This window comes from Luteococcus sp. H91, from assembly GCF_038433135.1.
Classification (GTDB): Bacteria; Actinomycetota; Actinomycetes; order Propionibacteriales; family Propionibacteriaceae; genus Luteococcus.
In genome coordinates this window covers 63,738-86,730 of sequence record NZ_JBCDMV010000026.1, presented here as the reverse complement: position 1 = coordinate 86,730, position 22,993 = coordinate 63,738, and the positions used below count along the sequence as shown (strand labels likewise).

Genomic DNA, 22,993 nt, shown 5'->3' with positions numbered 1-22,993 from the left:
CGAACTCATGGCCACCGGCATGTCCAACAACGACATCGCCCAACAGCTCGTCATCTCCCCCGCGGCGGTGTCCAAACATGTGGCCAACATCTTCGCCAAACTAGGGCTCTCCCCAAGCCAAGAGAACAGACGCGTCCGCGCCATCCTGCGCTACCTGTCAGAAGTACGCCCCTGGTCCTGACAAGCAACACCACAGACCGGAGAGCCCGGATACGGCGCCAAACTTCCCGGCCCCACGCTGTGGCGCGCGGACTCATTGATCCACTGCCCGGTCCTTGAGCCGTCGAAGGCGCCCAACCTGACGGACGCTGAGCCCACCAGCGCACCACTCCGCCACCTGCGTGGCTGTCAGCCCGTGGACGGTCACCATCTCCTCGATCAGCGCGCCGGCACGCGCCTCCGCGTCGGCCAACGCCCTGGCTCCGGCGCGCAGCTCCACCTGGACACGCACCGCCAGATCGGTCAACGCCGACTCCCGTTCCCGCTGCTGCTGCAACCGCGCCACCCGAGCCTCATGAATCGCTCGCCTCGCAGCCACCCGTTCCTGCTGACGTCCCATCGACCTTCGCCCCTTCCGAACCACCCCGACGAAGACCCAAGCGAACGCGGCGCCCCCGGTGCTCACCAGCCGTCAGGAGGAACCCCAAGGGAAACACGAGACCATCAAGCGCCACACACCTCTTGCACTCCGGGCACAATGTTCGAAGCTGGAGAGGAGACAACATGAGGTTGTTCAGGGGCGCAGGCACCACGGCCGCCACGACCGAGCATCCGAGCCCCGTGACAGAGACGTACGACAAGTCAGCCGATAGCGAGACGTGGAAGCAGATCCTCGAGGGCGCCAGATGGACTTATGAGCAGCACGAGAAGAGAAGTGAAACGGCGCAGAAGTTGGCTTCGGTAGTTCTGGCCTTCGACGCCACACTGCTCACCTTCGTGCTCAAGGAGATTTCGAGCCGTCCACCTTTATGGCTTGCCATCACAATGGGCATTATCGTCACCTTGGGGCTGTTCACAGCTCTGGCAGCCACCTTGTGCTTGGTACCTCGCGGCCGTCAGAACGGCCTGCCCGCGATTGCATCTCTCCGCGAGCTTGCCTCTGCGCATGAGAATGGGCGGACAATCCCGATACCGAACGCCCAGTTCGCGGTTGACCTGTTGAACGCCAAGAGCTTGACCGAAACATCGCCACTCGACCACGCCAAGCGGGTTGCGGATCGCCGGATGTCGTGGCTCGACCGCGCATTCGTCGGAATGGCCATGACATTGGCATCGACTCTGATCATCAACTTCATCCGAGTCCTCATCGACCTGTAGGAGGTTCCATGCCCGAACAGCCAGCACCAGACCGCCCCACCGACCGGCCTGAATCACCAGCACCTCCTCCAACACGCGTCCCCACTACGGACAGCTCATACGACCACATCAAGGAGGCCGGGCCGCAAGGTGTCACGCGTCAAGGTTGCGAGAGGTAGTCATGGACAACGAGAAGACCACTCCTCCGCCGCCTCCGCCACCGCCACCGCCTGATCAACGAGTACCGACGACAGCATCCGAGTACGACTCAGTCACTGCCAGCGGCACACCCATCCGGATGGAGATCACGGCGCAGCAGGGCGATCCCCACAAGCGTTGATGCCCGGCTGCGGCACGTGACAGTACAGCCCGGCTTGTGCTCATGTGACGATGTCGCTGCACAAGCTGTCTGCCGGGTCGGGGTATGACTACCTGACCCGGCAGGTGGCTGTGCAGGATTCGACGGAGAAGGGCCACCAGGGCCTGACGACCTACTACTCCGAGCACGGCGAGACCCCCGGCATTTGGGTGGGCAGGGGCTGCGCGGCGATCGGTGACGACGTCACCGGTTCCCAGGTTTCGGCTGAGCAGATGCAGTTGTTGTTCGGTGCAGGGCAGCATCCGCTGGGGCACGAGCGGGCCGCCGAGCTGGGTGCTGACGCGTCGGAGCATGAGCTGCTTGAGGCCTACCGGTTGGGGGCGTCGTTCAAGCTGCCATCAGACGTGTCGAACTTCCGTGTCGAGGTGGCGCGTCGGGCGGCGGAGTGGAACACCAGCCGCGGGCTGGAGGCGGATTCGCGGGTGCCGGGTGAGGTGCGGGCCGGGATCCGCAGCCAGGTGGCTGCGGAGTTCTTCGTCCGGGAGATGGGACGCCCGCACGTCGATGCGCGGGAGCTGGCGGGTGCGGTGGCGCGGTACTCGCGGCCCGGGCGTTCGGTGGTCTCCGGCTTCGACCTGACCTTCTCCCCGCCAAAGAGCGTGTCGACGTTGTGGGCGATCGCCGACCTCCCAACCGCAGCGATGGTCGAACGCGCCCACCACGACGCGGTGGCCGAGGCGCTTCGGTTCGTCGAGGACCACCTGGTCTACACCCGCGAAGGGGCGAAGGGGGTGCGGCAGGTCGACGTCGACGGGCTGGTCGGCGCCGCGTTCACCCATCGCGACTCCCGCGCCGGCGATCCCGACCTGCACACGCATGTCGCGGTGGCGAACAAGGTCCGCGCCACCGGCTCGGGCAAGTGGCTGGCGATCGATGCCCGGCTCCTCTACCAGGGCGTCGTCGCGGCGTCCGAGACCTACAACACTGCCCTGTACAAGCGTTTGGAGGCGCACGGGCTGCGGTTCGAGGACCGCGCCATGGGTGCCGGGAAGCGTCCGGTGCGTGAGGTGGTCGGGGTGCCGGCCGCGTTGAACGAGCGGTGGTCGTCGCGGCGTCGGGCGATCGAACAGCGGCGCGGTGAGCTGGCGTTGTCGTTCCAGGACGATCATGGACGTCCGCCGACGGTGGTGGAGGGCTATGACTTGGCGCAGCGCGCCACGTTGGAGACCCGGGACGCCAAGCACGCTCCCCGCACCATCAGAGAGCAACGCGCGGCGTGGCGGGCCGAGGCCATCGATGTCCTCGGCAGCCCAGCCGCGATCAACAAGATCGTCCATGCCGCCCTGCACCCCGTCCAAGCGCAGGACTTGCCGGTGGCTGACAGTGGCTGGTTCGATGCCGCCACCGCACGGGTGGTGGCGGCGATGGAGCGCCGCGGCGCGACGTGGCGACGCACCGATGTCAGGGCCGAGGCCCAACGCCAGGTCCGACTGACGGCCACCCCAACCGCCAAGATCGATGCCGCCGTCGACCTGCTCACCGCGATGGCCCTCGAGGCATCCGTCCCGTTGGAGAAGCCCACCTTCGGGATCACCGAACCCGCACCGCTGCGCCGGGCCGACGGATCGAGCGTCTACACCGTCGCCGGATCAACCCTGTTCACCTCCCACCGCATCCTCCAAGCAGAGCAGGACGTCCTTGCCCTTGCCGACGCAGACGGCGGGACGTCGATGGCGCAGCCGGTGCTGGTGGCGTCGCTGGCGATGTCGGCTGCCGAGCGGGGTTTCGCCCTCAACCCGGGTCAGGCGGCGCTGGTGGAGCAGCTGGCCACGTCGGGGCAGCTGGTGCAGCTCGCGATCGCGCCGGCCGGGTCGGGCAAGACCACCGCCATGCACGCACTCGCCGCCGCGTGGGAGTCCTCCGGCCACACCGTCGTCGGCCTCGCCCCCTCCGCCGCAGCCGCATCCCAACTCGCCACCGCCACCGGGCTGGAGGCCGACACCCTCGCCAAACTCGCCTGGGGCATCACCCACGACCAACTCCCCCACTGGGCCCAGACCATCACCACCGGGTCGATGGTCATCATCGACGAGGCCGGCATGGCCGACACCCTCACCCTGGCCACCGTCGCCGGCTGGGCCACCAACCGCGGCGCCGTCGTCCGGCTGATCGGGGACGACCAACAGCTCGCCGCCATCGGCTCCGGCGGCCTGCTGCGCGACATCCAGACACGACACGGCGCAGCCACCCTCGACGAACTGATGCGCTTCACCGACCCCGCCGAAGCCGCCGCCTCCCTCGCCCTCCGCCAGGGGGACACGGCCGCGATCGGCTTCTACCTCGACAACGACCGTGTCCATGTCGGCGACCTGGCCACCGTCACCGACAACGCCTTCACCGCCTGGACCCACGACAAGGCCGCCGGTCGCGACGCCATCATGCTCGCCCCCACCCGCGACCTGGTCGCCGAACTCAACCACCGCGCCCAGACCCACCACCTCGGCCCCCACGCCACCGGCCCCAACGCGGCGCTGGCCGACGGCAACCACGCCCGCATCGGCGACACCGTCATCACCCGCCGCAACGACCGCCGCCTGCGCACCAGCCGCACCGACTGGGTCAAGAACGGCGACCGCTGGCACGTCACCGCCATCGGCCCCGACGGATCCCTCGCCCTGCAGCACCACCAATCCCGACGCCACGTCACCGTCCCCGCCGACTACGTCACCGCCGCCGTCGAGCTCGGCTACGCCACCACCATCCACGCCGCCCAAGGCATCTCCGCCGACGTCACCCACGGCATCGCCACCCCCGAGCAGTCACGCCAGCAGCTCTACACCATGGTCACTCGCGGACGTCACGCCAACCACCTGTGGCTGCAGACCACCGGCGACGGCGACCCAGCGCTGCTCACCCAACCCGACGCCACCACCCCGCCCACACCCACCGACCTGCTCGAACAGATCCTCACCCGCGACGACGCCGCCCGCTCGGCCACCACCCAGCGCGCCGACCACCACGACCCCGCCCGACTGCTCGCCGACGCCGTCACCGCCTATGCCGACGGCATCACCACCGCCGCCGAACACCTCCTCGGCACCCACGCCATCGCCACCATCGAGGACCACGCCGAAACCCTCGAACCAGGCATCACCGACGAACCCGCCTGGCCCGCCCTGCGCAACCACCTCATCCTCATCACCAGCAACGGCACCAACCCCCTCACCGCCCTGACCGCAGCCCACGTCCAACACACCCTCGACGACGCCCGCGACAAGGCCGCCACCCTCGCCTGGCGCCTCGATGTCCGCCACCCACTGACCGCGGGGCCCCTGCCATGGCTGCCCGGCATCCCCGCCCGCGTCCACGACGACCCCGCCTGGGGAACCTGGGCACAGCAACGCGCCGAGCTCGTCACTTCGCTCACCGATCAGGTCGCGCGTCTGCCGTTCCCGGACGCGTCGTGGGCTGCCCTGCCCTGCACGGACGAGACCCGACGCCAGCTCGCGATCTGGCGCGCCGCCAACGCCGTTCCCGACACCGACCCACGCCCCACCGGGCCCCGCCAGACCACCCGCCAAGCCGCCCAGTACCAACGCGCCCTCGACCAGGCCATCGACCAGAACGACCCCGCACTGGAACGATGGAAGCCCGTCCTCGAGGCCATCGGAGACCGCCTCGCCCAAGACCCCGCACTGGTCCGACTCGCCCACCGACTCGACGACCTCAGCGCCACCGGCCACGACGTCCACGGCATCCTCGCCGACACCGTCACCGCCAAGCCCTTGCCCGACGATCACCCCGCCGCAGCCCTGCTCTGGCGCCTCACCCGCACCACCACACCCGAACCCACGCAGAACGCTGCGCCGACGGGTGAGCAGGCGACGGTGGAACTGCCGGGCCCGGACGACCCCGGCACCCGACTGGCGCTGCTCGGCATGATCCGCGACGCCACCGGCCCCACCCCGCCCAGCGACGCCATGCTGCGCCACCAACTCGACCGCGCCGACGCCCTGGCCGACTCCCCCGTGCCAGCCGAACGCCTCCACCAGGTCAACCAACTCGCCCAGGACTACTACGCCAGCTGCTTCCCACAGTCCTGGGCGCAGCCCTACCTCGCCGAACGCCTCGGCGTCGACCTGACCGGCCACCCCACTGTCCAGCCCGGACACGCCCCCGCCGGCTGGACCAACCTCGCCACCCACCTACGCCGCCACGGCGTCACCGACCTCGAAATGCTCACCGCCGGACTCGTCAAACCCGCCTCCACCGGCCGGCTCATCGACCGCTTCCGCGACCGCCTCACACTCCCAATCACCGACCATGACGGGCACATCCTCGGCTTCGTCGCCCGAGCCAACCCCACCCTGCCCGCCGACCAGGCCGGCCCCAAGTACCTCAACACCCCGACGACCCCCATCTACAGCAAGGGCGACCAGTTCTACGGCCACCCTCGGCCCGGCTCCATCCCCGTCATCGTCGAAGGCCCCCTCGACGCCGTCGCCGTCACCTTGGCCACTGCCGGCCGCTACACCGGCCTCGCACCCCTCGGAACATCCCTCACAGACCAGCAGGCAGCGCTGCTCGCCGACCAGGAGCGAGTCGTCCTGGCCACCGACAACGACACCGCCGGAAACACCGCCGCCGACAAGGACCACTTCAAACTCGCCGTCCACCGCACCGAGACCCTGCGAGGCGAACTACCCGACGGCAGCGACCCCGCCGAGCTGCTCATCACCCACGGCCCAGAAGCGCTCACCCGATGCCTCGACGACGCGACCTCCATCACCGACCGGATCGTCAGCTCCGCGAGCGACGATGCCGCTATCGACCGGGCGCTCACCGCCATCGCAGCCGCCCACCCCGGCACCTGGCAGCAGAGCCTGGAGCGACTCAGCCTGCAGACGAGGACTTCCGAAGGGCAACTACAAACGCGGCTCGTCACCCTCGTCGCACGATGGAACGATGATCCTCGAGGGGCGGCCGCAGACGCCATGACACGGCAGAACGGACCCATCGAACGGCCGGTCATCCGCCAGGCCCGAAAGCATGTCGATGTAGTTCCGGAAGACCGGACCGCATCTCCCCGTCGCTGACACCATCAGATGTGCATGACATCGATCATCTGCCGATGAGCGAACTTCGACCACGCGCCGAGCTGTAAATCTTCTTCCGCAGAGGGAGTTGGTTCTGGGGGTCGGTCGGGCAGAATGGGAGGGACCCCCCAGAGATGAGGAGCGATCCATGACCATTCGCGTCACCGCGCACGGCAATCGGCTCGCTGCGCTGGGCCAGACCGTCCGGGTCGAAATCGACTCAGACGCGAGCACCCTCAGCATGCGGGCGCCGTTCTACAAGCGCACGATCCGATTGGCCGACATCACGTCAGCGGAGGCCGGCCCGGACGACGGACTGAACCGTGGTCCGCTTAACTGGTTCGTCGTGGGGAGGGCCGACTCGGCACGAGGTGTGCGGCTCAACACTGGCGGCAAGGCGCGGGTGGAGATCAGGACGACCGGAGGTGCTCGCTACCAAGTCGTCGTGGACACCTTGGAACAAGCCGAGACGATCACCGCCGCGGTCCACGGATTCTGAGCGCTCGCCACCGCCATCCGCTTCTGCCGCTGGTCTCGCGCAAGGCCTTGATGTCAATCACCCACATCGGCCACCCCGGCTGGACGAGAATTGCGTTGCTGCTGCACCGGCGGGCCGCGACACTCGTTGCATGTCGAACTCCGCGGAATCCAACGGCTGGAGCCAGCCGCTGACCTTCACCCCGATGACCGTCGATGTGGCCCAGGTGATCGCTGACCACTGGAAGTACCCCGCGCCATATGACTTCTATGACGCCACTGCGGACATGGAGGACTACGAAGAGTTCATCACTCCTGCCCAATGGCCCGACCGGTTCTGGCAGGTCCGTCAGGGCGACGACATCGTGGGCTTCTTCACGGCAGACACACGCGATGCCGGTCGCTGCGTAATCAGCCTTGGTCTCCGCCCTGACCTGACAGGAGGCGGCCGTGGCCTCGCCTTCGTGCACGCCGCCTTGGCCCTGTTGGAAGAAGAAGGGCTCGCGCAGCGACCGGTCATGCTCAGCGTTGCGGCCTTCAATCAGCGAGCCATCAAGGTTTACGAAGCAGTCGGCTTCACCGCCGTCCGGTCGTACACGCAGCCCACGAACGGCGGCATCTACGACTTCATCGAGATGGAGCTGAACAAGCGCTGATCAACATCCGCTCTTGCCACGCTGATCGCCTTGCATTCGGGGCGTTGGATACGCGAACTCTAGTGGGCGACGACGGTGAGGCTGGGATTTGGACCGGACGTGAAACGAACCACTCCACCTATGGGGAAGGTCATCAACGGGCTCGTGTGCCCGAAGTCGACGTTGGCCAAGACTGGCTTGCCCTGGAGGCTGGGGATGGTGCCCAGGATCGCCATCAGGTCGTCGCGGCCCATCTCGCTGGCCTGCTGGAATCGTCCAACGACCAGGCCTCGTACCGTGTCCGCTCCGGGCTGCTGCATGAGTGAATTGAGATCGCGGCGAAAGGCGTAGGGATTGCTGATCTCGTCGTCCTCGAGCATGAGGACGGCATCAGTGAGAGTGGGCATCCAGCGGGTCCCCTGCAGGAGGTTCAGGGTGCACAGGTTCCCGCCGACGACGCGTCCCTCGGCATCGCCGGGCTGCAGGGGCCACCAGCCCCCGGTCGGAATCTTGGTCCGGTGATCCTGGTCGAGGAACCACAGGTCGTCGGTGAACCAGTCGCTACCGATCACGTGCACCGGAGCCTCCGACATGAGGGTTTGCTGGAACCATGCTGTGGTCTGCTCGCCCAGGTCGCGCATGCCGAAGGTGGACCAGTGCGGGCCGTAGTAGGTGACCAGGCCGGTCGTGGTGGTGATGGCGTTCTGCAGCGCGGTGATGTCGGAGAAGCCGCACAGGATCTTCGGGTTCGCCGCGATGAGGTCGAAGTCGAGGTGCGGGAGTAGCTCGTTGCTGTTGGCGCCGCCGATGACGGTGAGGATGGCCTCCACGCTCGGGTCGGCGAACGCGGCGTGCAGGTCGGCCACTCGCGAGGCGATGGAGGACGAGTCGTAGCGGTCGCGTTCGTCCACGTGTTCGCCGTAGGACACGGACAGGCCGAGGGCGGAGAGGTGTTCTTCGGCGATGCGGGCGTTGTCGTTGCCGTCGGTGACCATGGCGCGCGAGCGCGCCGGTGCCACCACCCGCACGTGCGAGCCGATGTGGAGCTTCGGAGGGAACACGGGATTCATGCACGAACAGTACCGACAGAGCGAAAGCGCACATCTGCCGCGATCATCGCGGTTGTCACGGGTGCGTGAGCATGCGGTCACTCCGAGAGGCGGGCTGTGGGTGATGGCGTAGTCAGTCAGGAGCACGAGATCCCGCGGTGCGCGGAAGGAGCTCGTGGCCCACCCTTGGCGCAGCTCGTGCTCGACGCTAGCAGCATCGACGCGTCCACCAGCGTCACCCGGCGCGGTCACCTACTTCTCCGGCACCCAGCTTTCCCACCGCGGTCTGGTCAATGACGACGAGGTGCACCCTAGCGACGATGGCCACCGCCTGCTCGCCGACAGCATCCTGCCCATCTTGCGCGGACTTAACCTGACCGCCCCCGCGAGCGCGTGCGCTATTGACAGTGACGCAGGAAGCCTCGTATGGATTGCCCCCATGATGCCGAGAGTCGCGCGTTCGGGTGGTCAGAATGGGGGCTTCTGCTGTCCGGCTCAAGCTCGTAGGTGGGAGCGTTCGGCGTGGCGTAGCCAAGTGAGCACGGCGCGCACTCGGCGGTTGTCGTCATCGGCGTCAAAGCCGAGCTTGCTAAAGATGTTCGCGACGTGTTTGCTGACGCCGCTTCGGCTGAGGCGCAGTGCTTCCTCGATTTCGTTGTTGGATAGCCCCTGGGCCATGAGTTGCAGTACGTCATGCTCGCGATCGGTGAGATGTGTCATGCCGCTGCTCGAGGCGCCGATGAGTGCACGAGTGACTTCGGGATCGACGATGGTGCCACCGGCAGCGACGGTGGTCAGGGCTTGGGTGAACTCGGCCACGTCGGAAACGCGTTCCTTGAGCAGGTAGCCGAAGGCCCCGTGGTCGAGCAGCCTGTCGAGATAGGCGGCGGCCACGTACTGCGACAGGACTATCGCGGGCAGCGTGCCTTTTCCTTCGGCGGCTCGTTCGTGGCGTAGTTGGTGGACTGCAGCAAGCCCGTCATCGGCCATGTTGGGTGGCATGCGCACGTCGGAGAGGACTAGGTCCAGTTCGTGGGTGCGCCCTGCCCGCAGCAGTGCATCACCATCAGCTACCTCGATGACCTCGTGACCCATGGCGCGCAGCAGTTGGGCGAGCCCGGCCCGCAGCAGTGCGGAGTCTTCGGCCAGCAGTATCTTCATGACGGTTTCCCTCACGATCCTTGTGGGTGACGGGTGGTCCACACGATGAGTAGACCGCCGCCAGTGTGTGCGTCGCGTCCGAAGTGAAGGCCACCCCCGAGCGTGGCCGCCCGCTCGGCCAGGCCGGCAAGGCCAGTGCCATGATTGACGGAGTCGTCGGCAGTTGGGCCCGGGCCGTCGTCGACCAGGACGATCTCGACTCGCTGCGGGTGCCACCCGATGGTCACCACAACGCTGGACGCGTTGCCGTGCTTGACGGCATTGGTGAGGCCCTCGGCGACTGCATGGTAGAGCAGCAGTGCGGCGGAGGAATCCAACTGCAGATCCTGTTCCTGACCCTCGAGGGCCACGGTGCCGCGCAAGCCTGACAGGCCGACGAGCTCCTTGATCGCCTCTGTCAGCCCGACCTCCTCGAGCACCTGCGGGTAGATTCCCCGGATGATGGTGCGTAGGCCTTCGACCGCCCGCTGCATGCTGTGGTGCGCGGTGTCGATGGAGGCCTGAAGCTCCGGGTGGTCGGCGGACCTCAGCTGGGCGGCGGCCAGCGAGAGCTGGGCTGCCGTGAGGTACTGCTGCACGCCATCGTGCAGTTCGCGTTCGATGCGTCGCCGCTCCGCAGAGAAGGCATCACTCAGCACGCGTCGGGAACGTTCCAGGTCGTCGACACTCGTGCGGGTCAGAGTCAGACCCGTCCACACTGCAACTGAAGCGCCTGAGACGAGCCAGCAGAAGCCCATCAGCAGCAGCAAGAGTGATGCGCTGAGCAGGGCCATGGCGGGGGCCGCGATCGCGTCGTTCGGGTGCCAACCAAACAGGTCCCAACCCTTCTGGCGGGTGATTGCCGCCCAGGTGAAGCTGCCCGCCAGCAGGACGTCGAGGGAGATGCCCACGGCCCCGACGATGCCCAGTACGGCTTGTGCCACGGCGCACGCCCAGATGCGCCAATCAACGCGTTCGGCACGGGGGCGAGGTACTCGACGCCCCCGCCAGGTAGCGAGGCCGCGCCACAGCTCATCGCTGCCGCGACCGATGACCGGCACGAAGACCAGCCCAGTCAAGGCGAGCAACGCCACCGGGACGCAGACCACCGCGAGGATCAGCGTGTGGGTCATCGACTTGAGGTTCGCGCTCGAGGTCACGAAGCGAGGCAGGTTCCATGTGACCCTGTCGGGCCGGACCTGGTTTCGGTTCTGATCGGTCGGGGCGGTGGTCACCCTCTGACGGTATTGGATGGCTTGGTCTCAACGCAGTGGACCCAGGTCCACCGTGAAACGGGATTCTGGTGCATTCCGCTGCGACTGCTCCGCTGCTTGTGTGGTGGACGGACATTCACCGGCCGCCGACGACCCGTTCGGCCCTTCGACAGGACACCCGTGGCAACGCTGCAGACCCAAGACCTTCACCACCGCTTCGACCATGGCCCCGAAGTGCTCAAGGGCATTGACGTCACCTTCGAACCTGCCTCAACCACGGCAATCATGGGCCCGTCCGGCTCGGGCAAGTCGACCCTGCTCAACTGCATCTCGGGCCTGCTCCGGCCGACCTCCGGGCAGATCCACTACGACGGCCACGACCTCGCACGGGTCAGTGCCGGCGCCCTCGACCGCCTGCGCCGACGCTCGTGGGGCTTCATCTTCCAGTCCTACAACCTCGTCGACGCGCTGACCGCCATCGACAACGTGAAGCTGCCGGCATTGTTCGACGGGCAGCGTATGAGCGACCAGGCCGCAACCGAGGCTCTGTCGAGCGTGGGGCTCGGCGATTTCACCCAGCGTTATCCCGACCAGCTTTCCGGGGGCCAACGCCAACGAGTGGCCATCGCCCGAGCCCTCGCGACACACCGCGACGTCGTCTTCGCCGACGAGCCGACCGGCGCCCTCGACAGTGAGTCACGGCGCGACGTCATGACACACCTCAATGCGCTACCCCAACACGGCAGCACCGTCATCCTCGTCACCCATGACCCCACCGTCGCCGCATCGGCATCCCGAGTCCTGTTCCTCTTCGACGGACGTATCGCCGATGACGCCATGCGACTCGATGCCTCGGCCATTGCCCAGCGGATCACCGCTTTGGAGGCCCTCGCATGCGCGAGCTGACCAGTCTCTCGCTGCGGCTGCTGCGCCGGCATCTGCCGCTGTACCTGGGCTGTATGACCACCATGGCCGCCACCGCCATCATCGCCGCAGCTCAGCTCGGCCTCGTCTACGGCTTCTCGAGCGTCGACAGAGTCAACGTCCCAGACATGGATGCTCAGCAGCTGGCCAGCACCTTGCCAGCCATCACCGGCTTCCTCAGCTTTCTGGCCGGGCTCGCGATCATAATCAGCGGCCTGCTGATGTGGTCCGCCGTCAAACAGGTGGTCTCCTTCCGCCAACAGGAGTTGGCAACGTTGCGCCTGGCTGGTGCCAGTCGGGGCCGGCTCGCCAGCATGATCGCCACGGAGTGTTTCGCACTGGGAACGGCCGTCGGGTTGCCTAGCTCAGTGATCGGGTTGATCCTTGTCCAACCACTCTTCGGCGGGCTGCAGGCTATTGGCTTCTTCGGAAGGAACATGTCTGTTGACTTCGGCCTTCCCCTCGACCGAGCCTTGCTCATCACCCTGATGATTGCGCTGGTGGCCGCGTTGGCGGGCCATGGCGCTACCCGCAGCGCCACGAGCGGCGAGCTCGTCCATGCCATCTCCCCCATGCCCGCCCGAATGTCGTACTGGCAAGTCGCCTGGCGCCTCACCGTGCTGGGGGCAGGCATCGCGGGCCTGGCGTTGTTGAGCCCCCAACGCTTAGGCCCGAACATCGTGCTGATGCTGCCGCTACTGGCAGTCGTGCCGCTGCTCGCCGTAGCCCCGTTGGTCATGCCCGCAGGCGCCTGGCTGGTGGGGCGGCTCGTGGGAACCTTCGCTGCTGGCCCTGGGCTGCTCGCCGCCAGACGCGCATCGAAGGACCGCATTCGCTACGCCCGTCTGGTCACCCCCACCATCATCGCCATCGGCATGCTGGGAGCCTTCCTCGTGGCCAATGCCCCCGACGAACAGATGCGACAGCAAGCGCTCAGCGCCCGCCTCGCCGCCGACACAATCGTCACCGCCACCAGCCCGGCCGGCGCCGATCGAGTGGCGGAGGCTCTCACCGGCCGTACGAGCGGCCAAGCCCGTCTGGCGATGCACTATCGCCCCACCGACGAAACGCGACTCATGTGGCATTTCACTGACGCCCCTGCCTTCGCAAGGCTCACCCGTCAGCACATCCGCGAAGGCGACCTCACCAAGGTGTCCGGCACCGACATCGCCAGCTCAATCGGCCACCACGTCGGGGACCGAATCACCACGACAACGAACGCTGGAAAGCCCGTCAGCTTGCGCGTCGTGGCCACCCTCGAGCGCGACGAGCTCTACGAAGGCCTCTTCCTCGACTGGCGCCAGATCAGCAACTTCGGGCCTACCGGAGCCACCCCGTCCACTGTCTTCACCACCGGCATGCCCCCCGCACAGGTGACTGCGACACTCGCCGCAGCAGGCAACCCTGAAGGAACTGTCTTTGGTCCCCACTCGTACGTCAAACACCAAAACGACGTGCGTAAGGCGACCACCTACCGTTCCAACGTCGGCCTGTTCGGCACCGTCTATTTGATGTGCGGGATCGGCATCGTGCAGACCACCATCGCCAGCGGAATGTCCCGCCAGAAAGAATTCCGGGTGCTGCGGTCGCTCGGGATCAGCCGCCATGGCATCTACGCCACCGTTGTCACCGAAACCATCATCTTGCAAGGAGTCGCAGGAACTCTCATCCTCGCAGTTATCACCGCCCTCGGCCTCCGCTTCGCCGCCACGAACAGCACGTCACCTTCGAGCGCTATCGCCGCAGCCCTGCCAATCACCGAACTTGCGTCCGCTGCCATCACCTTCGTGACCATCCTTGCCCAACTCTGCGGAGTGAGACTCGGGCTTGACCAGGACGGAGCGTGAAGCGGGGGCGGGGGCGGGTGCCGCACAAGGATGGGGAGGGCAACGTGCAAAGCTCGTCGGGTCATGGGCATCGTTGCTCCGGGTGGCATTGTGTTGAAAGGAGACGACATTGCCATCTGCCTTCCTCTGGATCCCCATCACCCGCTGAGCGGCATCTAAGTCCATCTGGGATCCTGCCGTTGATGAGAGTCGGCAAGCCTGCTGAATTTGCTGGCCGAAATCCTCTCTTCATATCGACTCTGCCGCGTGTCTAGCGCGAGATCGGCAGTGCGGGACGCCCTGCATTGGTGATGGGCGCAGACTGCCGATGCGTACGTCCGAGGGTGCTTGTCTCTGCAGAGTCGGCTCCAAAGTGGACCATGATGTCGCGTAGGTGGTTCTGGCCGCGGGCCAGGAGGCGACGTGCGGTCGATTCCGACACGTCCAGGCCGTCGGCGATGGTCTTGATGGGCTGTGGAGGTCGTCCGATACCGTAGAAGTCCCGCAGCACGGAGCTCTCAGTCGGTGGGAGGGCTCGGAGGTAGGGGCGCAGGTCAATGCTGTCGACGGGGCCGGCGTCGTGGTGCGCACGGAGGGCGACGTGCGATTCGAGGCCTTCGAGCGATGCGCTGGCTCGTCGGGTCAGCAGCATCTCCACTCGCTCGATCGGCGCCCCAGTCTCGGCGGCAACACGCGCCGCACCATCGGCGCCGGGACCTGCTGGTTGTGTGGCGGCGAGCGCCCGGTAGCGGTACTGGTCGCGCGCAGCGTGCGCCGTGAGGCCTTGGCGCGCGCCTGCCTCTGTGGCGACGGCGGTCACCAGCGCTTGGCGGATGCTGCCGTAGGCGAAGGACGACCACACTCCCCTGTTCGGATCGAACCTGTGCACCGCAGCCATCAGGCCGAGGACCCCTTCCTGAAAGAGGTCCCGGTCGGATGGTGCGATGTGGGCCTGGCGCATCGTGTAGCCCACCAGCCCCAGGCTCGAGGCCACCACCCGCTGGCACGCCACCTGCCCGGCATCAACCAACTCCTGCAATTCCCCGCGCGTCGCTCCCCGCGTGACCCTCACAGCTTCCGCGTCCCCGTCGAGGGCGCTCTGCGCCAAGACCCCGGCGTCGCGAGCGTCCCAGCAGGCCCGCAGCTGTTGGTCGTCCAGCCTCACGTGAGGACCTCACCGCTGCTGGTGTCGACGATGTGACCGTCGACGAGCGCGAAGCGGGTGGTCGCGAGGTCTTCGTCGTCTGGTTCGAGGTGCTCCACGTCGCGGTCGAACGACCCGGCGCGCACCGTGGCGTCCTGCCGGGCAGCGCCGATCCGGGCGGTCCCGGCGCAGGGACGATGCCCCGCGTCGCAACTGGTGCGCAGGGTCTCCTTCATGCGGTTCTGGAAGGACGGCAGCGTGTAGCGGTGCCACTCGGCCAACAGGTCCGACGTGGCCGCGAGCCCTGCGCGGCGTCGCTGGTCGAACACGGTGCCGAGCTCGTGGACCAGGTGCGGATGCCGCGGCCAACACGACGGGACGATATCGCCCAGCTGCCACGCGTACTCGGTGTTGAGCCAGTCGACACAACGGTCGAGCCACTCCCACACCTCCAGCCGCAGGTCACGATCAGTGATCCCCGCCACATCCCACGGTCTGGCGATGAACTCCACCGGCCCCAGGTGCTTCACCGTGGACGGGTCCTTCGCCTGCTCCAGCCGCGCAAGGTTTGCATACGCCCGGTGCATCCGACCTCCCACCGACGGGAACGGCCTCACCAACTCCGACATCGACAACCTCCTCCACCTCGGGAATCTGTTGTCGCAAGCCGCAGCGGCTGTCCGGGTGCCTATAACCCGGCTGTGCCAGCCTGTCTGACTTGGGCGCGGATGCGCTGCTGGTCAGCCAGGAGACGTTTGCCGGCTCGTCCGTCGATGCAACGGTCGAGCTTGGCCAGAATGGGTTTCGCGTTCTCGGCGATCACCAACGCGTGACGCTCGCGCAGCTCCCGCACCTCGGCGGGGCGGATCACCGGCACGTCCTCACCCGAGACCGAGCGGCTGTGGTGCTTCCCCTGCTGATAGGTCGTCCGCGCGATGCGCTTCAGGCCGGCCAGGTCGGAGACCTCCTTGTTGAACGCCACGTCCTTCGAACCGCCGAACAACACCAACACATTGGTCAGCCCGAACAAGGCCCTCGCCTCCTGCTCGCCGAAGATCGCGGCCAGCTGACGCCAGGTCTGCGCCGCATAGATGAATGACAACCCCAACGCCCGCTCATTGGCCATCCTCGTCCGCAGCGTCGGCAACGGCGCCGTCGACGGCAACTCGTCCAGCACCGACAGCATCGGCGGACACAACCTTCCCCACGGCGACTCGTGCGCCAGTCTCAAGGCCGTGTCCAGCACATGCTCCGCTGCGGCCGTCATCAACGGCGACGCCGACGCATACGGATCCTCCCGGCCCAGCATGTACACCGTCCCCCGGTTGGCCAGCAGCTGCCGAATGTCCGTCGCCGGCGACCCCACGGACGGGACGCAGCGTCGGCGGATCTCGGTCTGGAAGAACAACGACATCGCCTGCTGCACCGTCGTGATCGTGTTGCCCGCCGTCCGGTCATCACCCCGCAGCGCACCCGTCAACAACCCATGCCAGAACGGCGCCGCCCCGGGATGCTGCCGCAGGATCTCCTCCGGCTCGGCCGTCGACAGTGGACTCGCCACCCACTCCAACACCAGATCGAGGTCACCACCGGCCAGCGCGGCGGCGTGGAAGTACGACTGGATCACCTTCGCCGCCTCAGTCGCATAGAACCGCGCAGCATCATCACCCCGCCCACCAGCCGAACCAGCCTTGATCGTCCCCGCCGTGAACGCTTTCGCCCGACGCTCCGCCACCAGCGGATCAGCACAACCAGCAATCGGATCCCACACCAACGACGGCAACCCCGACGCCAACCCAAACGGGTCCAACACCGCCACCGGCCCCACCCCAGAGCGGTGGCTCAGCGACAGGTACAGATCATCCGGCTTCGTCAACGTCACCAACGCCGCACCCGGCGCCGACAACAACGCCGGCATCAAAATGTCCAGCGTCTTGCCCGAGCCCTGGGGCCCGATCACCCCAGCGGTCCGGTCGAACGGGCACCAGAGTTCGCCCCCACGCGGACGCTTCGCCCGCCCAATCCGCCACCCCACCTCAGCCGCCCAACCCCGACTCATCGCTTCCCCTTCCGGGCCAAGTCAGGACGCGCGATGTTGCGGACTCGACGCAGTCTCCCTACTCCGAGCAACTCCCGCGCCTCGTCAGCCGACGCATACCCAGCACCCACCCCCGGACCCCACCGCAACCACGCCTCACGAACAACGAGGGTGACCAGCACCAGCAGCACCAGCTCCGCCACGACGATTGACGCGGCCAAGGCTCCAGAACCGACCAAGCACGAGCCCGGGGTCAGTCCCGCATCCGGACGACCCGCGAGGATCCCGCCGGTCGAACGCACCAACTCGTCCGGCCACAACCAGCCCGAGCCCGCGGCCCAGCACGCCGTTGACCGGCACAGCTGCACACCCACCCCCGCGGTCAGAACAAGCCCGGCAAGGATGAGCGTAGGCAGCTCCCAGGTCAGCGGATAGGGATCTCTCGTCGACATGACACCTCCGAAGGCGCAAGCACTCCCGACGCCGAGTGGTGCCGACCATGACGCGAGACGACGATCGACCAACTGCCGGGCACCCCTTTTACTACACCGGGTCCCGCACTTCGGTCACGACGGGTCCTGCTCGACTGAATCGGGAAACCGATGATGCGCCTGCAGGACACCAGCCGCGGCCGCAGGCACGGCCAGCCCCAGCAGAGTGACAGGTGTTCCCAAGTGGTCGGCCGCGATCCCCAGAACCGGGTTGACGACGATCAGGGGAAGGAACTGGCTAAGCGCTGTGATCGCTGACCAGCGTGACTGCAGCTCAGGCGGCGCGGTCGCGGTAAGGACGGGTGCCACGTTCGCCGTGAACAGCGACGTGCCCATGCCCATGACGACGCAGGCAACGCTGGCGAAAGCCGGATTCGGCGCCCCCGTGATCGCGACGACCCCGAGCGCCGCGAGCAGCGGTCCGCTGACAAGACCGCTCGCGCGCGCATGTGGCTGGCGAGCGTAGCGGGCAGAAACGATGAGGCTGACCACCAAAGACCCGGCGAGCCAGCACCCTTCCAGTAGACCCGCGACAGTCGTGGGCCACTGATGTGACCGGACCAGCAACGGAATGCCCAAGCCCACCACAGGCAGGAGCGAACCCGCCACAAGCCCAGTCGACAGCAACATCACTCTGGCGGTCCGGTGCCGCCAGACACTCGCCGCGCCCTCCACAACGTGGCCCCTCAGAGAGGTTCGCCCAACCGATTTGGCGGGCGTGGTGGCGGGAGTGATGGCGAACAACACGAATAGAACGCCCGCGAAGCTCACAGCATTCACCAGCACGGAGCCGCTCAAGCCGACGGCAGCTAGGGCGAGCGCACCCAGCGACGGCCCAGCCATGCGCGTGATCGAGCCCACGGCGCTCGCCACTGCCATGGCCGCCTTCACATCGTCGACAGGAACGAACTGCCGGGCATAGACGACGCTTGATGGGCTACCAAGTCCCTGTAGGGCGCCCGCAACGATGGCATTGCCGATCAGTACTGCCACGAGCGGTATGGAGGTGTGGAGCAAGATCCACAACGCTATGCCTTGGAGGACCTGGACGACGGTGGTGATCTGGAGCAGTCGGCGTTGGCCGAGACTGTCGCCCAACGCTCCGCCAATCAGGAGCAGGGCGGTCGTGGGAACCAGACTGACCGCGGACAGCGTTCCCGCCAGGGTTCCGCTGATGCCTGTTGCCGTCCATACGAGGGCAAAGGTGAGGACTCCGCCTCCAAGCGCCGACACCGTTGAGGCGACTATCCAGGCGACGTAGCCCGGCGTGCACCAGCGCAACATCAGTTCTCGCTGCGCGGCGCGATGGCGACGACGTGCTCGGGTTGTCCGGCACTGGAGAGCATGATCGGTCGTCCCACCCCCGCACCGCGAACGACGACCGGTCCGCCCAGCAGGCTGTTCACTGCACCGGCGGCCAGTTCCCGCCCCAGCAAGACACGCTCGCCGGCGCAGTCCAGAACGATGACCTCTTCGCCGTCCAAGATCCCGGGCCAGGAAATGCGGGTCATGGCCGCGCGGTCGAAGGCCTCGCACAGCGACGGCAGGTCCGGGAAGGAATCGACCGGGTGCGCGGTGAACGTGCGCCCAGTCAGAGTGATGCCCTCGTAGCTCATCACTAGCCTCGCTGACCCAGCAATGGCCGCCAGCGTGACCTGAAGTGAGGTGACAACCGGCACCCTCATCAGGCACCTCAGCTCGGTGCAGGCGCCTTGGACTGGAATCGTCATACGAGCAAGTCGGTACCGATCGGTCGCAAAGGGGACTGCCCCGGGTTTGGTTGACACTGACATCTCAGGTCCGTGAGGGCCTGGTGAGAGGATGTATGTCATGCCCAAGCCCCCTCCCCAGGAGTTCCGCGACGACGTGATCGCGATCGCCCGCAAGGGCGAGGCCCCGATCGGCCAGATCGCCAAGGACTTCGGGATCAGCGAGTCCTGCCTGCGCAACTGGCTGACCAAGGCCGACCGGGCCGATGCCCCGGCCGGCGACAACCGCTCGGCTGCCGAACTGCGCGAGGCCAAGAAACGCATCCGGCTGATGGAACAGGAGAACGAGGTCCTGCGCCGCGCCGCGGCCTACCTGTCCCGTGACATCAACCCAAAATGATGTACCCCTTGGTCACCGACCTGGCCCAGGCCAAGGGGACACAGATTCGGGTGCCGGTGGCGGTCTCGTGCAGGGTGCTGGGTTTCTCCCGGCAGCCAAAACGAGACCACCGACGCGCACCTCACCAACCCACGACAGGCCACTTCCACGACTGACACCTGACACCCCCGTTCGCCGATCGGTGGCCGTGAATCTCCATGTGCCGTGGCGCGACCTACAGCACACGAGCAGTCCCTCTCGACACCGCAGGGTGCTCATGAACTCGATGCTCGCGGCAGTTGAGGGCGTTCAGCGGTGGCGTTCGTAGGTGAAGTCCTGATGATTCGCCTCTGGGTTGTCGACCGTGCCGGTCCGGGTGAATCCCGCGGCTACGAGGACCTTCTGGCTGGCGATGTTGTCAGTGTGGACTCGGGTGGAGACTGCGGGCAGGCCTCGTCTGGTCAAGGCCCAGTCGGTGACTGCGCGGAGGGCTCGTCGGGCGATGTGGCGTCCTCTGTGGTCGGGGTGGACGAAGTAGGAGATGTTCCAGGCTCCCTCGTCGAGTTTCAGGTCGATGCCGCCGGCGAACCCGGTGGGTGTGCGGATGGCCCAGGTGTAGCTGTCGGGATCGTCGGCTGCGGTCACGTTGGCGAGGTGTTCGCGGCATCGTTCGACGGGCGGGCGGCCGGGCCAGTCGAACCAGCGGGCGCACTCGTCGTCCTGGGCGGCGGCCCAGTCTTCTGCGTCGTCCAGGCGCGGCGGGGTCAAGGAGATCTCGTCCACAGTGAGCAGGGGTTGTTGCACGCGGCAAGCCTAGGGACGAAACCGCGACCATGCAGCGGATTTCGGCGTCAGACCAGCGGCATGTGCGTGCGTTCCGCTGCGAGACTTACTCCATGCAGTGGAGATCCAACGAGCCAGGTGTGGTGGTGTTTCCCAGCGGGCGAACGGTGCGCGGGCGCCGATTGTCAGAGCAGGTCGGGACCGAGCCGGAGCTCGGGCTTTATGCGCTGTGGCGCGATCCGAAGCCGTCATGGCCGTACGCGTGGCTGCGGTGGCCAGATTTCGGTCTGCCCCCCTCCCGCAACAATGCTTGGTCTGCCATCGAGCGGGTATGGCTGGCCGCGGGGTCAGAACGGGTCGAGGTCGCATGTGGTGGAGGCCGTGGCCGCACGGGCACCGTGCTCGCCGCCATGGCGATGGTGGACGGGCTCGACGCTGACGCAGCGATCGCCTGGGTGCGACGCGGCTACGACGCCCGGGCCGTCGAGACTCCCTGGCAACGCCAGTGGCTTCGCAAGCACTGAATGTCAGAGCGACGAATCCGTCGAACCAGCCACGGCGTCGGTGTGATCTGTTCGGATGTTGTCAGCGCTGCCCTGTGAACAAGACAGGCTTGCCCTTCGAACGGGCGTACTCGATCTCTCCCCGCGTCGAGTCCCCGATGTAGCCACAGAGGCAAACGACCTCGGGACGTCGGGACATGTGCTGCCTTTCGAGAGCTTTCACTGGTTACGGAGCAACCTACGCGCACGCGCGCAGCGCGTCACCGGTGGGCGACTGTCCACGAGTGGGCGCCCGATGGGAACCATTTGACGTCATCCCACACGCGCACATATGCAAAGTCGGATGCTTACGCTCGCGCAAGGCCCTGATCCTCCGGTCCAGAGCTTTCCTCGTACTAGGCGGATACGGTGTTGGATTGCCGCTGTTCGGCAGCGGCAAACCATCAGCCGCTGACCCGCCAGATCTCGAAGATCTGTTTGCTGGTCCAGTTCCGGTAGTCCCCTATGACGATCCCCCGGCTGCTGCTGGCGGCTTCGATGGTCTCTTTGGTCTCGGGGCTCCAGACGAGGGCGACGTGGCCGATGCGGGTGGGGCCGAGGTAGCTGTTGATGAAGATGAGGTCGCCGGGCTTCTCGTGGCCGGGTTGGATGCGCCGGCCGTGGCCGGTGGCGAGCCAGTTGCGTTGGTCGCCGGCGGTGCGGGGCAGGGTGATCCCGGCGGTGCGGTAGGCGGCTTGGACGAAGCTGGAGCAGTCGTAGGCGGTGGGCCCTGCCGCGCCCATGATGTAGGGGCCGCCGAGTTTCGTCTTCGCCCAAGCCAGTACACGGCCAGACTGACCGGCGGGTAGTGAATCGGCGCCGGGTCCGAGGGGTGTTTCGATCCCTGGGTCGCAGTTGGTGGTGGTGCCGGTGACGGTGCCGCCGCCGTAGGTGTGGGCGTAGTGGAGGACGTCGCCGACGTACCAGTCGGCGTGGTTGTAGGCGAACAGGGCGCGGCGGATCCCGTCGGGGCCTTTGAGGGCGCCGGAGGCTACGAGGTAGTTGGCGGCGGAGTGGATGCTGTCGGCCGGGTCGGTGATGACGGTTCGTCCGTCGCCGTTCCCGTCGACGCCGTAGTGGGCGAAGGTGGCGGGCATGAACTGCATCAACCCTTGTGCCCCGGCGGAGCTCGTGGCGGTGTTGCGGCCGTGGGCAGTCTCCTCCATACCGATACCGGCCAGCAGCGTCCACGGCAGGCCGTACTTGGCCGCTGCATCCTTGTAGAGCTTCTCCACGTCTGCGGGGATCGGCAGGGCTGGGTTGTGCAGGGAGTCCTGTCGCACGGTCGGTTGGGGCAGGTCGAACCCGACACCGCCCTCGACGGTCCCTGCCGTGGGGCGGGCGGGTGTTGTGGTGGTGGGGTGGCCGTCGAGTGGGGCGCCGTGGCTGGTCATGAAGGGTTGGGGGTCGATGTCAGTGCCGTTGACGGTGACGGTGAAGTGCAGGTGCGCGCCGGTCGAGTAGCCGGTGGAGCCCTGTACCCCCAGCGCCTGCCCGGCGGCCACGCGACTGCCGGGCTTGATCCCGCCCTTGATGGTGGCGAGGTGGGCATACAGGGTGCTGATGCCGCCCGTGTGCTGGATGACGACGTGGTTGCCCCACGCCGGATGGGGGCTGGCGGTGGTGACGGTGCCACCGGCCGCCGCGACCACGGGGGTGCCGGGTGGGGCGACGAGGTCAACGCCGTTGTGCAGCTTCCACACCCGCCGGACGGGGTGCAGTCGCATCCCGAACCGCGACGTGATCGCGTACCCAGTGGTGAACGGCGCGCGCCACTGCCCCGCCGCCGGCGCGGCCTGCAGACAGGCCGGGTCCGTGACCGTCTCGGGTTCTGTTGCGGCGCTGCCCGTGGTGACGAGTGCGGCGCAGGCGATGGGCACGGCCAGCAGCACCGTGATGAGGGCGGCGAGGGTGGCGAGGAGTTTGGTCAT

General features: G+C 67.0%; 19 protein-coding genes and 1 pseudogene. 9 read left to right on the top strand and 11 right to left on the bottom strand.

All coding sequences use genetic code 11. The features are described from left to right. The coding region (locus AAEX57_RS13560; RefSeq protein ID WP_342097796.1) for a response regulator transcription factor at positions 1–181 on the top strand (181 nt) is incomplete at its 5' end. A gap of 72 nt (positions 182–253) precedes the next feature. On the opposite strand, the gene AAEX57_RS13555 is transcribed toward AAEX57_RS13560, so the two are convergent. Continuing rightward, the gene (locus tag AAEX57_RS13555) at positions 254–559 is read right to left on the bottom strand and encodes a hypothetical protein (protein WP_342097795.1); all 306 of its coding nucleotides are present in this window, start codon (positions 557–559) and stop codon (positions 254–256) included. Between the two features lie 164 nt (positions 560–723). On the opposite strand from AAEX57_RS13555, the gene AAEX57_RS13550 reads away from it, so the two are divergent. The 4 genes from AAEX57_RS13550 (at position 724) to AAEX57_RS13535 (ending at position 7,844) form a co-directional block, all read left to right on the top strand. Then, positions 724–1,317 carry a hypothetical protein gene (locus tag AAEX57_RS13550; RefSeq protein WP_342092965.1) on the top strand — a complete coding sequence of 198 codons (594 nt, stop codon included), beginning with the start codon at positions 724–726 and terminating at the stop codon, positions 1,315–1,317. 369 nt (positions 1,318–1,686) lie between these two features. Then, positions 1,687–6,711, top strand: coding sequence for a MobF family relaxase (gene mobF / locus AAEX57_RS13545; protein WP_342092964.1), 5,025 nt, complete (start codon positions 1,687–1,689; stop codon positions 6,709–6,711). Positions 6,712–6,859: 148 nt separating this feature from the next. Further along, positions 6,860–7,210: a hypothetical protein gene (locus AAEX57_RS13540; RefSeq protein WP_342092963.1), complete on the top strand. Its 351-nt coding sequence runs from the start codon at positions 6,860–6,862 to the stop codon at positions 7,208–7,210. Positions 7,211–7,340: 130 nt separating this feature from the next. Further along, positions 7,341–7,844 carry a GNAT family N-acetyltransferase gene (locus AAEX57_RS13535; RefSeq protein ID WP_342092962.1) on the top strand — a complete coding sequence of 168 codons (504 nt, stop codon included), beginning with the start codon at positions 7,341–7,343 and terminating at the stop codon, positions 7,842–7,844. A gap of 59 nt (positions 7,845–7,903) precedes the next feature. Here the strand turns inward: AAEX57_RS13535 and AAEX57_RS13530 are convergent, their stop codons facing one another. The 3 genes from AAEX57_RS13530 to AAEX57_RS13520 all read right to left on the bottom strand — a co-directional run bounded on the left by AAEX57_RS13530 (position 7,904) and on the right by AAEX57_RS13520 (position 11,172). After that, entirely contained in the window at positions 7,904–8,893 is a 990-nt protein-coding gene (locus AAEX57_RS13530) for a S66 family peptidase (RefSeq protein WP_342092961.1), read from the bottom strand. Positions 8,894–9,367: 474 nt separating this feature from the next. Further along, positions 9,368–10,033 carry a response regulator gene (locus tag AAEX57_RS13525; protein ID WP_446721166.1) on the bottom strand — a complete coding sequence of 222 codons (666 nt, stop codon included), beginning with the start codon at positions 10,031–10,033 and terminating at the stop codon, positions 9,368–9,370. An 11-nt stretch (positions 10,034–10,044) separates the two neighbouring features. Next, positions 10,045–11,172 carry a sensor histidine kinase gene (locus tag AAEX57_RS13520; RefSeq protein ID WP_342092971.1) on the bottom strand — a complete coding sequence of 376 codons (1,128 nt, stop codon included), beginning with the start codon at positions 11,170–11,172 and terminating at the stop codon, positions 10,045–10,047. A gap of 234 nt (positions 11,173–11,406) precedes the next feature. Between AAEX57_RS13520 and AAEX57_RS13515 the strand changes: the two genes are divergently transcribed. Further along, the gene (locus AAEX57_RS13515; RefSeq protein ID WP_342092960.1) at positions 11,407–12,132 is read left to right on the top strand and encodes an ABC transporter ATP-binding protein; all 726 of its coding nucleotides are present in this window, start codon (positions 11,407–11,409) and stop codon (positions 12,130–12,132) included. Continuing rightward, entirely contained in the window at positions 12,120–13,997 is a 1,878-nt protein-coding gene (locus tag AAEX57_RS13510; protein WP_342092959.1) for an ABC transporter permease, read from the top strand. The genes AAEX57_RS13515 and AAEX57_RS13510 overlap by 13 nt, the downstream gene beginning before the upstream one ends. Positions 13,998–14,247: 250 nt before the next feature. Here AAEX57_RS13510 and AAEX57_RS13505 read toward each other — a convergent pair whose 3' ends face one another. The 5 genes from AAEX57_RS13505 to AAEX57_RS13485 all read right to left on the bottom strand — a co-directional run bounded on the left by AAEX57_RS13505 (position 14,248) and on the right by AAEX57_RS13485 (position 19,265). Beyond that, positions 14,248–15,141 (bottom strand): sigma-70 family RNA polymerase sigma factor, encoded by an 894-nt coding sequence (locus AAEX57_RS13505; RefSeq protein ID WP_342092958.1) that lies wholly within the window; start codon positions 15,139–15,141, stop codon positions 14,248–14,250. Then, positions 15,138–15,755 carry a hypothetical protein gene (locus AAEX57_RS13500; RefSeq protein WP_342097794.1) on the bottom strand — a complete coding sequence of 206 codons (618 nt, stop codon included), beginning with the start codon at positions 15,753–15,755 and terminating at the stop codon, positions 15,138–15,140. The genes AAEX57_RS13505 and AAEX57_RS13500 overlap by 4 nt, the downstream gene beginning before the upstream one ends. A 53-nt stretch (positions 15,756–15,808) precedes the next feature. Beyond that, entirely contained in the window at positions 15,809–17,080 is a 1,272-nt protein-coding gene (locus tag AAEX57_RS13495; RefSeq protein WP_342092956.1) for a type IV secretory system conjugative DNA transfer family protein, read from the bottom strand. A 644-nt stretch (positions 17,081–17,724) separates the two neighbouring features. Beyond that, positions 17,725–18,933 (bottom strand): MFS transporter, encoded by a 1,209-nt coding sequence (locus AAEX57_RS13490; RefSeq protein WP_342092955.1) that lies wholly within the window; start codon positions 18,931–18,933, stop codon positions 17,725–17,727. Further along, complete coding sequence (locus AAEX57_RS13485) at positions 18,933–19,265, bottom strand: hypothetical protein (protein ID WP_342092954.1); 333 nt, start codon at positions 19,263–19,265, stop codon at positions 18,933–18,935. The genes AAEX57_RS13490 and AAEX57_RS13485 overlap by 1 nt, the downstream gene beginning before the upstream one ends. Before the next feature lie 214 nt (positions 19,266–19,479). On the opposite strand from AAEX57_RS13485, the pseudogene AAEX57_RS13480 reads away from it, so the two are divergent. Next, positions 19,480–19,880 (top strand): annotated as a pseudogene (locus AAEX57_RS13480) (transposase); the annotation flags it as partial. A gap of 166 nt (positions 19,881–20,046) precedes the next feature. Here AAEX57_RS13480 and AAEX57_RS13475 read toward each other — a convergent pair. Next, a complete protein-coding gene (locus AAEX57_RS13475) occupies positions 20,047–20,541 on the bottom strand; it encodes a GNAT family N-acetyltransferase (protein ID WP_342092953.1) in 495 nt (164 codons plus the stop codon). Positions 20,542–20,633: 92 nt separating this feature from the next. On the opposite strand from AAEX57_RS13475, the gene AAEX57_RS13470 reads away from it, so the two are divergent. Beyond that, on the top strand, positions 20,634–21,044 hold the full coding sequence (locus tag AAEX57_RS13470) for a protein-tyrosine phosphatase family protein (RefSeq protein ID WP_342092952.1): 411 nt from the start codon (positions 20,634–20,636) through the stop codon (positions 21,042–21,044). Between the two features lie 422 nt (positions 21,045–21,466). On the opposite strand, the gene AAEX57_RS13465 is transcribed toward AAEX57_RS13470, so the two are convergent. Further along, positions 21,467–22,993 (bottom strand): peptidoglycan DD-metalloendopeptidase family protein, encoded by a 1,527-nt coding sequence (locus AAEX57_RS13465; protein ID WP_342092951.1) that lies wholly within the window; start codon positions 22,991–22,993, stop codon positions 21,467–21,469.